This is a genomic window from Diaphorobacter nitroreducens, assembly GCF_002214645.1.
GTDB lineage: Bacteria > Pseudomonadota > Gammaproteobacteria > Burkholderiales > Burkholderiaceae_C > Diaphorobacter > Diaphorobacter nitroreducens.
In genome coordinates, this window is sequence record NZ_CP016278.1 from 1,398,786 (window position 1) to 1,411,478 (window position 12,693).

Sequence of the window (12,693 nt, forward strand, 5' to 3'; positions counted from 1 at the left end):
CGCGCGACGGCCCGGCGCCGTCAAATACTGAATAAGTCGGCACGAGGGTACGCCCTGCGCTGCGAGGGGACGCACCTCGCACGCAAAGCCCCGCCATCACCATCGCGACCGTTATGCAACGCAGCAGGCCGCAGAAAAGGTGGGGCTCACGACACGCGAGGGAACGTGTTCCGCATTGCCTCAGCGCAGCACGGTGAAGTAGCGCTCCAGCGCCTCGCGCTCGGTGCGCGTGCGGTTGACGGGTGCGCCCGCGTCTTCCCAGCCCAGCGCCATGCCGCAGACGACCACCTCGCTGGCAGGCAGGCCCAGCGCGTCGCGCACGACCTGCGGGTAGCTCGCCAGCGCACCAATGGCACAGCTGGCCAGCCCCTGGGACTGCGCGGCCAGCATCAGTCCGTGCAGACACATGCCCAGGTCCATGAAGCCACCTGCGCCGAAACCGCGGTCGATGGTGACGATCAGCGCCACGGGTGCATCAAAGAAGCGGTAGTTGCGCTCGAACTGCGTGGCCCGACCCGCGCCGTCGCCGCGCGCCACACCCAGCGCCCCGTACAGCGCCTGCGCGGCTGCCACCTGGCGTTTGCGCAATGCCAGCGGCATGGGGCGGGGGAAATAGCCATAGTCCTCGGCCTCAGGCACCTGATCGCGCCACGCCTGGCACAGCGCGGCACTCAGGCGTTCGCGCACCGCGCCCTCCACGGCCCAGAAGCGGCCCGGCTGCAGATTGGCCCCGCTGGGCGCCAGCCGCGCCGCAGCCAGCAACCGCTCCAGCAGCACGAGGGGCACGGGCCGCGGCAGGAAGGCGCGCACGGAATGGCGCGCCTGCGCCAGCGTCTCGAAGGCGTCCTGCGCCACAGGCATCGTCAGGGGTTCGGTCATTCTCACTCCGGCATTTCCACCCAGGTGGCCGCACCCAGGCCACCCGCACCCGCAATGCACGCCATGCCGCGCAGCGTGCGGTCGGTGCGGTCGGCACCCTGCCGCTGCGCCATCTGCGCCAGCACGCGCACCAGCGCAATGGCGCCCGATGCACCGATGGGGTGCCCGCGCGCCAGGCCACCCCCGCCCCGGTTGATGGCACCGAGCGGCAAGCCCAGCGCATTGCAGAACGCCAGGCCTTGCGCCGCAAAGGCGTCGTGCAGTTCCAGCGCCTCCAGCGCCGCCCAATCCCAGCCACAGCGTTGCTGCGCGGCGCGTGCCACGTCGACGGCGCAGAGCATGGGCGACTCTGGCGCGCCACCCACGCTGACGCTGCCGCGCCACTGCGCACGCGGCCGCACGCCCCAGCGCGCGCAGGCCGAGGGCGTGGCCAACAGCAGCAGGGCCGCGCCGTCCGCCTTGGGCGACACGGCGACGGTGCTGAGGCTGCAATCCTGGCCGTCCACCGACTGACCGCAGGCCACCGCAGGCATGCGCGCCACACGCGCAGCGCTCAACAGGCGCGGATAGGCGTCGTGCGCCAACCCCCACAGCGGCACGATTTCGTGGGCCATGGCAGCGCGCGCCGCCACGCTGCGCGCGTGGCTGGCCATGGCGTACGCATCCTGGGCGTGGCGCGTGAGCCCCAGGCGCCGCGCGCCGTCCAGCGCGGCCAGCAGCATGTCGGGGTCGCGCGCGGGCCAGGGCGTGAAGGGTGGCCGGTCATAGGGCACGGGTGCCTCCTCCGCCTGCCGAGGCCGGTGCATGCGCAGGGGTGCGCGGCTCCACGCCTCGGCCCCGCCGGCAACCACGACATCGGCCTGGCCCAGCGCCAGCAGACCGCAGGCATGGGTGACGGCATCCAGCCCCGCGCAGCACTGGCTGTCCAGCGTCACGGCGGGAATGCCCTCGGGGAGGCTGGCCGCCAGCGCCAGCATGCGGGCGGGGTTGCCTCCGGCGCCCAGGGCGTTGCCCAGCACCACGGCATCGACGGCCTCGGCCGGCAATCCGGCATCTGCCAGCATGCGCGCCACCAACGGCGCCGCCAGATCGTGCGGCTGGCAGGCCGCGAGCGCCCCGCCGACCGGCGCCACGGGCGTGCGCGCCCAGGCCAATATGGGAATAGCGTTCACCGCCAGCGCTCCAGCGAGGGCGACGGCGCCTGCAGCGCGCGGGCGATGGCTGTGTGGTCGGTCTTGCCGCTGGCCGTCTGCGGCCAGTCGCCCACCCACACCCACCAGTGGCGCGGCGCCTTGTAAGGCTCCAACACCGCGCGGCACCAGGCCGCCAGCTCCAGCGCTCCGGGTGGCGGCGCGTCGCCCTGCCACTGCAGCACCGCCTGCACACGCAGGCCGCGCAGGCCGTCGGCCACACCCTGCAGGCTGGCCTGCGCCACCTGTGGGTGGGCCAGCAGGCGCGCCTCCACTTCCTCAGGGAACAGGTTTTTGCCTTGGGTGACGAGCATGCGGTTCTCGCGACCGCACAGGTGCAGCAAACCGCTGTCGTCCACGTAACCCATGTCGCGCACCGAGAGCCAGTCGCCCTCGCGCAGGGCGGCGGTGCCGTCGGCGGCGTTCACGTAATCCATGAACAGCATGGGACTGCGCACCCAGATCAGCCCCGGCACGCCCTGCGGCAGCGCGGCGCTGCGGGGATCGGGGCCGATGTGCAGGTCCACGTTGCTGAACGGCCGGCCCACGGCCTGGGCCGGTGCGCCCGGCTCTGCATCCATCCACGCGACGTAGCTGGCCTCGGATGCACCGTAGAACTCCACGATGCGTGCGCGCGGGAACAACCGGCGCAGCGCGGGTGTGCGCTCGCGCAGCCAGCGCGCGCCGCTGATCAGCACCAGTTCCACCCCCTCGATAGGTGCCAGTTGCCGCCGCTCGGCCCACTGCAGCATCAGTACAAGCTGGCTGGGCACCGCCACCAGCAAGGGCGCGCCGCCCGCGCGCAGGGTGTCCAGCGCGCGCGGCGCGGAAAAGCGCTCCTGCAGCACCGCGCCAGCGCCCGTCCACAGGCCCAGCAGCGCGCCGAACAGGAACAACGAATGCGACATGCGGCCCGGCGCCAGCACACGCGTGGCCGCCGCGACACCAAAGTCCTGCAGGCTGACGCGAAAGCTCTCCACCCAGGAGCGGTGGTGGCGCATGAAGCCCTTGGGCAGGCCCGTGCTGCCCGAGGTGAAGCCCACGTAGAACGGCGACTGCGGCGTGGCCGCTGCCGGGCCGCCGGAGCCCAGAGGCAGCCGCCCGGCAACCGCCCGGGCCACACCCGCCGGCCACTGGGGATCTCCCATCGCCGCGCAGCGCCCGCTGGCGATCACGCCCAGAAATTCCACCACCCCCTCCAGCGTGCCGGCATCACCGGGCAGCAGCACGGTGGCCGGCGCGCCTTGCGCAACCCAGTAGCGCGCCCGCGCCTGCACACGGTCGTGCAGCGTCGCAAAGTCCCACTGGGTGGTTTCATTGGCCAGCGCCAGGGAGTGCGGCCGCGTGCGGGCCCAGTGCGCCAGGGGGCCATGTACCCACTCGAACAGATCGGGCAGCGCATCGCCCGTCAGCAGTTGCGGCAGGGGCGCCAGCGCCTGCCGCTTGCAAGGGTGGGTGTTCAACGTTCGCGCCCACCAAATGGCCAGTCTGGCAGCGCCTTGGCCACGGTATGCACCACCACCGCGCAGAGCGCGCACTTGACCAGGTCACCGGGCACGAAGACCAGGTCCGCCAGAAAGGCCTTGTCCAGCGGCATCTGCGCCAGCAGCACGAGGCCGGCAATGCCCATGGCGTGCAGGAAGACCAGCCCGCCGAGCACGGAAGCGATGAACGCGCTCGTGGCCGTGCGCAGCGGCGTGCTCTGCGGCAGCACACGCATCAGCGCGCCTGTCACCCCCGCCGCCAGCGCGTAGCCCACCAGGTAGCCGGCCGACGGCGCCATGAACACCCCCAGCCCGCCCCGCCCGCCCGACAGCAGCGGCAGGCCGGCCGCCACGGCCGCCAGGAACAGCAGCATGGACTGAAAGCCCCGGCGCGCGCCCAGCAGGCAGCCGGCCAGCATCACGCCCAGCGACTGCAGTGTGATCGGCACGCCCAGCGGTAGGTCGATCTTGGGAATGAGCCCCATCACGGCCATGAGCGCGGCGAACAGCGCCACCAGCGCCATGGAGTGAGAGGCTTTGCGGGATATGGCAGCAGTCATACAACTCCTTGGGTCGACAAGAAAAAACAGGAATAGTCAGCCGCCCAAACGGGCGTAGAGGGCATCGGCCACACGCTGCGCCCCCTGCAGCATCTGCACGGTGAGCGGCGCGATCAGCCGCAGGCCGCCGGCGCGGCCGGTGCGCAGGCGGTGGGCTTCGTCCAGCTTCTTCCACTGCACGAAAAAATGTTCGGTGAACCGCAGCATCAGCGCCAGTTGCAACGACACGCGCTCCGGCCGCAGGCCAAGGTGCGCCAGGGGCCGCAGCAGCGCATCCAGCACCTGCAGCAAGTCCGTGGGACGCGTGCTCACGGTGAGCGCCACCCCCAGTGTGGAGGCGCAGGCCAGGCGCAGCGCGCTCACCACCGCCACCTCGGGCCGGCCCATCCACAGGTGAAAGCCCGCCACCAGCCCCGCTGCGACGAGCACCGACACGATGAGCCGGCGCGCCACGCGCGTGGCCGGCCCCAGGCTCCACCACAACAGTGCGCACGCCACGCCCGCCGCCGCCAACGCCCCCGGCGCCGACAGCACGAACAGCAACGTGCCCAGCACCGCCATGCCGGCCAGCTTGCACCCCGCGGGCCAGCGGTGCAGCCAGGTGAGGTGTTCGCTGTAGAGGCTACCCATGACGGTGCATCCTTCGCTCAGGCCGCGGCGCGCATATGGGCATGTGGCATGCCCGCCGCGGCGCGGGCCCGCGCCACCTGTTGGGCAACGGCGGCTTCATACGCCGCGCACACATCGTGGCCGCGGCCGTCCGCCTGCACCCGGCCTTCATGCAGCCAGACCACGCGCGGGTAGTCGCGCACATGCTCCAGCACATGGGTGGACACCACCACCTGCCGCCCGCAGGCGGCAATGTCATCGGCCAGCCGTGCCTGCCCCGGCAGGTCCAGGCTGGCGAAGGGTTCGTCCAGCAACAGCGTTCGCGGCCCGGCGAGCAGCAATGCAAGCCAACAAACGTGCTGGCGCTGGCCCTGGCTCAACGCCCCGACCGCGCGCGCGGCCCAGTCGGCAAGGCCCCGTTCGGCCAGGAAGGCGCGGGCGCGCGCCAGCGCATCACGCCGGGACAGGCCCTGTGGTTGCAGGCCCAGGGCGAGTTCCTCTTCCACCGTGGGAAAGATGATTTGATCGTCGGGGTTCTGGAACATCATGCCCACGCGCTGGGCCCGCAATTGCCCTTGCGGCAGTGCCTGCAAATCCTGCCCGTGCGACAGCACCTGGCCGTCGTCGGGCACCTCCAGCGCGCACAACAGCCGCAGCAGGCTGGTCTTGCCTGCGCCGTTGTGGCCGATCAGTCCAATGCGCGGCTCGGCCAGCATGAGATCAAGCCCGTCAAAGACCTGCGTGACACCGCGGCGCAGGCGCACCTGCCGCACTTGCAGCACTGGAGCGTCAGGGGGGTGAGAGGAACAGGAGGGGAGCATGCCAAGAAAGCCAAGCAAATTCGCCGCGGATTCTACGCCCCTTAAAAATCCTTTTCTTTCAGCAAAAAGTATCTATTGCCAATCAATTTCCGCCAATAAGCAGAAAAATCACATCCGCAACCTTCAGCAAAAGAGCACAAAAATTCGGCCCTTTCAACGCAGTTACCTTCAACTGGGCTCATTTGCGACAACCCACCTTCTTCATGCCACCATCTGCATCCTTTATCGCGTCATCTACCGCGAAAAATGATGCATGGTCTATCCCGGAACCGTACATCCAGCGAAGACAATAGGTGTCCTGTTCGCCGCCTCCCGCCCATGAAGACCTCTTCCACCGCTCTTGAACGCCGCAATCTTGGCCTGCTGGTCGCCGCCCAGTCATTGGGTGGCGCCTCGCCCCCCATCATCATTTCGCTCGGGGGCTTGGTGGGCCAGATGCTGTCGAGCACGCCTACCGCCAGCACGCTGCCCGTGAGCCTGTACCAGCTGGGCCTGGCCCTCTCTACCCTGCCCGCGGCATGGCTCATGCACCGCGCGGGCCGCCGCACGGCCTATCTGCTGGGCGCGGTGCTGGGCGTGCTGTCGGGCTTGATCGCGGCCTGGGGCATCAGCCAGTCGGACTTCCTGCTGTTCTGCCTGGGCACGACGCTGGCGGGCTTCTACGGCGCCTGCGTGCAGAGCTACCGCTTCGCCGCGATCGACGCGGTGGGCGACACCACGCGGCACGCCAGCGCCATATCGCGGGTCATGGTGGGCGGGCTGATCGCGGCCATCATTGGCCCGCAGGTGGTGATCTGGACGCGCGACAGCCTGCCCGCCACGCCGTTCGCCGGCAGTTTCTACAGCCAGGCCGCGCTTGCGCTGCTGGCGTTGCCCCTGCTGCTGGCCCTGCGCCTGCCGCCCGCACCGCCGCGTGCCGAGTCGCATGGCGCGCGGCCGCTGTCGCAGATCGCGCGCACGCCGCAGTTCATCGTGGCGGCCATCGCGGGCGTGGTGAGCTATGGGCTGATGGCCTTTCTGATGACGGCCGCTCCCATGGCCATGGTGGGCTGCGGCCACAGCGTGGGCGAAGCCGCTCTGGGCATCCAGTGGCATGTGCTCGCCATGTTCGCACCCAGCTTCTTCACCGGCCGTCTGATCGCCCGTTGGGGCAAGCGCGCCGTAACGGGCCTGGGGCTGGTGCTGATTGCCGCGTCGGGCCTGCTGGCGCTGATGGGACTGGCGCTCACCCATTTCTGGGGTGCTCTGGTGCTGCTGGGCGTGGGCTGGAACTTCGGCTTCATCGGCGCCACGGCCCTGCTGGCCGACTGCCACCGCCCGCCCGAGCGCGCCAAGGTGCAGGCGCTGAACGACTTCCTGGTCTTTGGCACCGTGGCCGTTGCGTCCTTCGGCTCGGGCCAGTTGCTGCACAGCGTCGGCTGGGGCGGCATCAACGCCGGCATGCTGCCCATGGTGGCGGTGGTGCTGGCGCTGCTGGGCTGGCAGAGCCTGCGCCAGCGCTGAGGGGCCGCTACCCGAGGCTGATTACTCCTTTTTTTATAGCTGCCAGCGATTTATCAGTAAGCGCTACAGCACAAAAAATGCCTTGACGCTACGCCCCGTGCGCTACAACGGCAGCCAGCGCCGCCACGCTGCCACGCGCCTGGGCGACGGCACGTCGCGCGCACCCCGGCTGCGCAGCAGTGCGGCCAGCTCACCGCGGCCATGGCGCAGCGCAGCCTGCAGCGGCGTGAGCCCGTCGAACTCCGACAGCAGGTGCGGATCCGCCCCGTGCTCCAGCAGGTAGCGCGCCACCGCATCGTGGCCCTGCACCAGGCTGGCGACGAGCGGCGTGCACAGCACCTCGGGGTGCTGGTAGTTGGGATCCACGCCCGCGCTGATGTGATAGCGCACCCGGGCCAAATCCCCCGCGGAGGCGGCGGCGTACAGGTCTTTCCAGTCTCCGGCGGACATGGGCGCTCCTTTCATCGGGTTCTCATACGGCACTGCCGCGCAATATAGACGCCGCAGTACGCGCGGCACACCGGGGAGCCCCCATGGCAACCGCCCGCCATCGCGATGGACTGGTCCATACTCCCGGCGAGCGGTACCAGCCCGGCGCCGCCTTCTTCAGGAGCATGCGTGCAATCGGCGAGTGAGCAGTGGTTTGACGAGGCGTACTACCAGCGCTACTACTTCGACAAAAAAACCAGCGTGGTGGACCCCGGCCATGCGCAGCGGCTGGGCAGCTTCGTCTGCAGCTATCTGCACTACCTGCGCGTGCCCGTGGCACGGGTGCTGGACGTGGGCTGCGGCATCGGCCTGTGGCGGGACATGGTGCAGCACCACCTGCCCGGCGCGCTCTACCAGGGCGTGGAGTACAGCCCCTACCTGTGCGAGCGTTTCGGGTGGGAGCGCGGCTCGGTGGTGGACTACACGGCGCGCGAGCCTTTCGACTTCGTCATCTGCCAGGGCGTGCTGCCTTACCTGGGCACGCAGGACCTGGCGCGGGCGCTGGACAACCTGGGGCGCCTGTGCCGCGGCGCGCTGTACCTGGAGGCCGTCACGCGCGAGGACTACGAGCGCGACATCATCGACGAAGACCTGACCGACCCGCGCCTGTACCGTCACCGCGCGTCGCTGTACCGCCGCGGCCTTGCGCGGCACTTCATCGACATGGGCGGGGGCCTGTGGCTCAGCCGCCAGGCGCAGGTGCCGCTGTTCGCCCTGGAGGCTCCGGGACAGTAGCAGCACTCATTGATTGATAGCTGCCCGCGCTTGACCGGTGGGCGTCAGACGCAAAAAAGGCCGTGAATCCTCACGGCCTTTTTTGTCACCTATTGCATGCGTTTAGTCCGCCGTAGCGCCCGATGCCTTGACCGCAGCACCCCACTTCTGAATGTCGGCGGCGATCAGCTTGGCAAAGTCGGCCGTGCTCAGGCCATAGGCCTCGGCGCCCAGATCGGAGATCTTCTGCTTCACGTTCTCCTGGGCCAGGATCTCACGCACGTATTTGTTCATGCGCTCGGCCAGGTCCTTGGGCAGGCCCTTGGAGCCGATCATGCCGTACCAGGGCTCGGCCTCGAAGCCAGGGAAGCCCTGCTCCGCCAGCGGCTTCACGCCCGGGAACTTGGGCGAGGCGGTCTTGCTGGTGATGGCCAGCGCCTTGATCTTGCCGGCCTCGATCTGCGGCTTGAGCGGCACGGGGTTGTCGATGGCGTACTGCACTTCGTTGGACATCACGGCCAGCACCAGCGGCGCGGAGCCCTTGTACGGCACGTGCATGGTCTTGGCCTTGGCCTGCATGTGGAACATCTCCACGATCATGTGCTGGGGCGAGCCCGCGCCGGCCGAGCCGAAGTTGATCTTGTCGGCCTTGATGAGCTTGAGCAGCTCGTCCACCGAGTTGATGCCCGAGTTGGCGCCCGTGACCAGCAGGAACGGCGCCTTGGCCAGCGGGGTGATGGGCGTGAGGTCCTTCACCGGGTCGTAGGGCACGTTCTTGTACAGCGTGGGCGAGATCACCACCGGGCTGCTGGAGCCCACCAGGAAGGTGCCGCCGTCGGGCTTGGCGCGGCTCACGTAGGCGGTGGCGATGTTGCCGTTGGCACCGGCCTTGCTTTCCACGATCACGCTGGCAGTGATGCGCTTTTCCAGCTCGTTGGCGATGATGCGCGCCAGCATGTCGCTGGTGCCGCCGGGTGCGTAGGGCTGCACCAGCGTGATGGTCTTGACCGGCCAGGCATCCTTGGCCAGCGCCATCGTGGGTGCGCCTGCGGCCAGGGCCAGGACTGCGCCAGCGGCAAGAACGGTTCTGCGGAACATAAGCTCTCCTTCATTGAAGGCCCTTGTGGGGCCGGTGTACGAGGCCCGCGAAGGGCCGCTTGCAGAAAAGAAAAAGCGTCCGCTGGGGCGAACGCATCATCAGGGTTAACCCTTTGATGGTAACCGGAAAGACAATTTCACCGTCTCCGCCATGGGCCCCGCGTGCCCGCGGTCACGCCACGGTTGCTTGCAGCGGAACTTCGCACTCACCCGAAAGTCATCACCCTGAATTGGTAGCGACATTTGGTAACCCGCCCCCTGTGGACGGCCCCTAGAATCCGACGGCCGGGCGCAGATCCGGCGCGGCACGCAGCGCGTGCCCACGACCGCAGGACCGCTTTCACGGCCTGCCTTACCGACACAGGAGCGAAGGGTGCCGCGCCGTCCTCAGGGACGGCTGGCAGTGTCGACCACTCCCAGCCAGCGCAATGCGGCCAGGCACGGCCTGGGCAGCGCATTGGACTGGTGACAAGCCCATTCTGGGTCGGGATGTGATTGGTGATGAACACAGCGGGCGCCAGGCCTGCCCAGCAATGGAGGTGCCGCGTTTTGGCAGACAAAATGGACAACCCCCGGGTGAACCCCCTCAGCCATGACGGCCGCGCGCCGAGCCTGGCCTACAACAGCGCACTGGACGGACTGCGCGGCGTGGCGATCCTGCTGGTGATCCTGTCGCACGCCCATGCGCCGCTGTTCGACGGCGCGTTCTACGGGGTGGACCTGTTCTTCGTGCTCAGCGGTTTCCTGATCACCTCGTTGCTGCTGCAGGAACTGCAAAGCAACGGCCGGCTGGACTACTGGCGTTTTTACCGCCGCCGCTTCTTCCGCCTGATGCCCGCGCTGGCGCTGTTCCTGGGGGCGTACTGCGTGTTTGCGCCGCTGCTGTGGCCGGACCTCACGGACGTGTATTCCGACGCGCTGGTGTCCCTGTTGTACCTGGCCGACTACGGCATCGCCTTCTTCGACAGCCCCGACACACTGCTGCACATGTGGTCGCTGTCGGTGGAAGAGCACTTCTATCTGGTCTGGCCACCGCTCCTGGTGGTGTTGGCGCGCTTCACGCCGCGCGGCGCGCTGTGGCGCCCGGTGCTGGGCCTGCTGGTGCTGGCGTGGGCCTGGCGCGTGCTGTGGGTGGCGCAGGGCCAGCAGTTCTACGAGATTTTCTTCCGCTTCGACACCCGCGCCACGGGCCTGCTGGCCGGCAGCCTGCTGGCCACGCTGCTGCACGAGCAACCCGCTTGGTTCCAGGCGCTGCGCCAGCGGCTGCACCATTTCATGTGGGTGGTGCTGGCCGTGCCGCTGCTGATGGCCCAGTCCTGGGACGACATGAACGCCATGCTCTGGGGCATGACGGTGGTGGAATGCGCCGCCCTGGTGGTACTGCTGGCGGTGCAGCAGCACCGCGGCGCGCTGCACCAGATGCTGAGTGCACCGGCTCTGATGCTGGTGGGCAAGCTGTCGTACGGCATCTACCTGTGGCACTACCCCGTGGTGCGCTACCTGCGCGCCGACCTGCCGTGGCCGGCCGTGGTGGTGCTGGGCTTCCTGATCTCGGCGGTGCTGGCGGCGCTGTCGTACTACACCGTGGAACGCTGGGCCATGCGCTGGCGCGATGCTCGCCCCGCCCAGCGCAAGCCGGCCCCCGTGCGGACGGCGCGGCCGGCTACCGCACGCGGTTCGCTGGCGCTGTCGGCGCGCGGCGAGCGCTGATGGCTGGGTCGGCGCTATTATTTAAATAGCTGCCCACGCTTTTCCCGCGGTGGATTTCAGAAGAAAACCCTTCGGAAACCATCACAATCAAGCGCGGGCAGCTATTATTTGAGGAGCATTCCTCCTCCCTCCCCGCGCTGCCCGCGGCACGGCGCGCAGCCCGCTACACTGCGGCCTGCGCTTGCTGGCGCCCCTGCCCTGGTACAGGCGCACGGGAAGCCGCGAGCGCTTTTCGTCTCCGCCCCTCTTTTCACCGCTCCACCGCCAACCCTTTGACGCACCGCCCATGTCCACGGTCTTCAACTTCACCTTCGTTCCTTGGTTCCGGTCCGTGGCGCCGTACATCCACAAGTTCCGGCACCAGACCTTCGTGGTGGGCCTGACGGGTGAGGCCATCGCCGCGGGCAAGCTGCAGAGCATCGTGCAGGACCTGGCGATGATCCAGGCCATGGGCGTGAAGATCGTGTTGGTGCATGGCTTTCGCCCGCAGGTCAACGAACAGCTGCACGCCAAGGGGCACGCCCCGCGCTACTCGCACGGCATGCGCGTGACCGATTCCGTGGCGCTGGACTGCGCCCAGGAGGCCGCGGGCCAGCTGCGCTATGAGATCGAGGCCGCCTTCAGCCAGGGCCTGCCCAACACGCCCATGGCGGGCTCGCGCGTGCGCGTGATCTCCGGCAACTTCCTCACGGCGCGGCCCGTGGGCATCGTGGACGGCGTGGACTTCAAGCACTCGGGCCTGGTGCGCAAGGTGGACGTGGAAGGCATCCGCCGCACGCTGGAGTCCGACGCCATGGTGCTCATCTCGCCCTTCGGCTTCTCGCCCACGGGCGAGGCTTTCAACCTGGCCATGGAGGAAGTCGCCACACGCGTGGCCACCGAGCTCAAGGCAGACAAGCTGCTGTTCCTGACCGAAGTGCCGGGCATCCGCATCCAGCCGCTGGAACCCGACGCCGAGGACAACCCCATCGACACCGAACTGCCCCTGGCCGCAGCGCGCCAGCTGCTGGCCCAGTTGCCGCCCGCGCAGCAGCCGACCGATGTGGGTTTTTACCTGCAGCATTGCGTGAGGGCCTGCGAGCACGGCGTGGAGCGCAGCCACATCCTGCCGTTCGCGGTGGACGGCGCGCTGCTGCTGGAGATCTACGTGCACGACGGCATCGGCACCATGGTCATCGACGAAAAGCTGGAAGAGCTGCGCGAAGCCACCATCGACGATGTGGGCGGCATCATCCAGCTCATCGAGCCGTTCGAGCGCGACGGCACGCTGGTCAAGCGCGACCGCACCGAGATCGAGCGCGACATCGCCGCCTACACCGTGATCGAGCACGACGGCGTGATCTTCGGCTGCGCCGCGCTCTACCCCTACCCGGAGGCCGGCACGGCCGAGATGGCCGCCGTCACCGTGTCCCCGCAAAGCCAGGGCACGGGCGACGGCGAGAAGCTGCTCAAGCGCATCGAGCAGCGCGCGCGCATGCTGGGCCTGTCCAGCATCTTCGTGCTGACCACGCGCACCATGCACTGGTTCATCAAGCGGGGCTTTTCGCCCGTGGACCCCGACTGGCTGCCCGACGCACGCAAGCGCAAGTACAACTGGGACCGCAAGAGCCAGGTGCTGGTCAAGAAACTCTGAGCC

General features: G+C 68.8%; 12 protein-coding genes. 4 read left to right on the forward strand and 8 right to left on the reverse strand.

All coding sequences use genetic code 11. The annotated features are described in order from the left end of the window. Positions 1-180: 180 nt before the first annotated feature. Genes BA022_RS06490 through BA022_RS06515 form a run of 6 tightly spaced genes read right to left on the reverse strand, consistent with a single transcriptional unit; the run spans position 181 to position 5,543 of the window. Positions 181-879: a nitroreductase gene (locus BA022_RS06490; RefSeq protein ID WP_088886944.1), complete on the reverse strand. Its 699-nt coding sequence runs from the start codon at positions 877-879 to the stop codon at positions 181-183. A gap of 2 nt (positions 880-881) precedes the next feature. Continuing rightward, complete coding sequence (locus BA022_RS06495) at positions 882-2,051, reverse strand: thiolase family protein (protein ID WP_088886945.1); 1,170 nt, start codon at positions 2,049-2,051, stop codon at positions 882-884. After that, on the reverse strand, positions 2,048-3,532 hold the full coding sequence (locus BA022_RS06500) for an AMP-binding protein (RefSeq protein WP_088886946.1): 1,485 nt from the start codon (positions 3,530-3,532) through the stop codon (positions 2,048-2,050). The genes BA022_RS06495 and BA022_RS06500 overlap by 4 nt, the downstream gene beginning before the upstream one ends. Continuing rightward, positions 3,529-4,113 carry a biotin transporter BioY gene (locus BA022_RS06505; protein WP_088886947.1) on the reverse strand — a complete coding sequence of 195 codons (585 nt, stop codon included), beginning with the start codon at positions 4,111-4,113 and terminating at the stop codon, positions 3,529-3,531. The genes BA022_RS06500 and BA022_RS06505 overlap by 4 nt, the downstream gene beginning before the upstream one ends. Positions 4,114-4,149: 36 nt before the next feature. Then, the gene (locus BA022_RS06510) at positions 4,150-4,743 is read right to left on the reverse strand and encodes a CbiQ family ECF transporter T component (protein ID WP_088886948.1); all 594 of its coding nucleotides are present in this window, start codon (positions 4,741-4,743) and stop codon (positions 4,150-4,152) included. A gap of 17 nt (positions 4,744-4,760) precedes the next feature. After that, positions 4,761-5,543: an energy-coupling factor ABC transporter ATP-binding protein gene (locus tag BA022_RS06515; RefSeq protein ID WP_088886949.1), complete on the reverse strand. Its 783-nt coding sequence runs from the start codon at positions 5,541-5,543 to the stop codon at positions 4,761-4,763. Between the two features lie 318 nt (positions 5,544-5,861). On the opposite strand from BA022_RS06515, the gene BA022_RS06520 reads away from it, so the two are divergent. Continuing rightward, positions 5,862-7,046, forward strand: coding sequence for an MFS transporter (locus BA022_RS06520; protein ID WP_088886950.1), 1,185 nt, complete (start codon positions 5,862-5,864; stop codon positions 7,044-7,046). 102 nt (positions 7,047-7,148) lie between these two features. Here the strand turns inward: BA022_RS06520 and BA022_RS06525 are convergent, their stop codons facing one another. After that, positions 7,149-7,496: an ankyrin repeat domain-containing protein gene (locus BA022_RS06525; RefSeq protein WP_088888534.1), complete on the reverse strand. Its 348-nt coding sequence runs from the start codon at positions 7,494-7,496 to the stop codon at positions 7,149-7,151. A gap of 168 nt (positions 7,497-7,664) precedes the next feature. Here BA022_RS06525 and BA022_RS06530 point away from each other — a divergent pair, with 168 nt between their 5' ends. Continuing rightward, a complete protein-coding gene (locus BA022_RS06530; protein WP_041836007.1) occupies positions 7,665-8,270 on the forward strand; it encodes a class I SAM-dependent methyltransferase in 606 nt (201 codons plus the stop codon). Positions 8,271-8,372: 102 nt separating this feature from the next. Here BA022_RS06530 and BA022_RS06535 read toward each other — a convergent pair whose 3' ends face one another. After that, a complete protein-coding gene (locus BA022_RS06535; RefSeq protein WP_011805532.1) occupies positions 8,373-9,347 on the reverse strand; it encodes a Bug family tripartite tricarboxylate transporter substrate binding protein in 975 nt (324 codons plus the stop codon). 561 nt (positions 9,348-9,908) lie between these two features. On the opposite strand from BA022_RS06535, the gene BA022_RS06540 reads away from it, so the two are divergent. Further along, positions 9,909-11,057 carry an acyltransferase family protein gene (locus BA022_RS06540; protein WP_088886951.1) on the forward strand — a complete coding sequence of 383 codons (1,149 nt, stop codon included), beginning with the start codon at positions 9,909-9,911 and terminating at the stop codon, positions 11,055-11,057. Positions 11,058-11,343: 286 nt separating this feature from the next. Further along, the gene (gene argA, locus BA022_RS06545) at positions 11,344-12,690 is read left to right on the forward strand and encodes an amino-acid N-acetyltransferase (protein WP_015913105.1); all 1,347 of its coding nucleotides are present in this window, start codon (positions 11,344-11,346) and stop codon (positions 12,688-12,690) included. The last annotated feature ends 3 nt before the right edge of the window (positions 12,691-12,693 follow it).

Coding starts and splice junctions, on each gene's coding strand:
- BA022_RS06490 (WP_088886944.1), bottom strand. CDS start 879: ATGACCGAACCCCTGACGATGCCTGTGGCGCAGGACGCCTTCGAGACG.
- BA022_RS06505 (WP_088886947.1), bottom strand. CDS start 4,113: ATGACTGCTGCCATATCCCGCAAAGCCTCTCACTCCATGGCGCTGGTG.
- BA022_RS06510 (WP_088886948.1), bottom strand. CDS start 4,743: ATGGGTAGCCTCTACAGCGAACACCTCACCTGGCTGCACCGCTGGCCC.
- BA022_RS06515 (WP_088886949.1), bottom strand. CDS start 5,543: ATGCTCCCCTCCTGTTCCTCTCACCCCCCTGACGCTCCAGTGCTGCAA.
- BA022_RS06520 (WP_088886950.1), top strand. CDS start 5,862: ATGAAGACCTCTTCCACCGCTCTTGAACGCCGCAATCTTGGCCTGCTG.
- BA022_RS06525 (WP_088888534.1), bottom strand. CDS start 7,496: ATGTCCGCCGGAGACTGGAAAGACCTGTACGCCGCCGCCTCCGCGGGG.
- BA022_RS06535 (WP_011805532.1), bottom strand. CDS start 9,347: ATGTTCCGCAGAACCGTTCTTGCCGCTGGCGCAGTCCTGGCCCTGGCC.
- BA022_RS06540 (WP_088886951.1), top strand. CDS start 9,909: ATGGACAACCCCCGGGTGAACCCCCTCAGCCATGACGGCCGCGCGCCG.
- argA (WP_015913105.1), top strand. CDS start 11,344: ATGTCCACGGTCTTCAACTTCACCTTCGTTCCTTGGTTCCGGTCCGTG.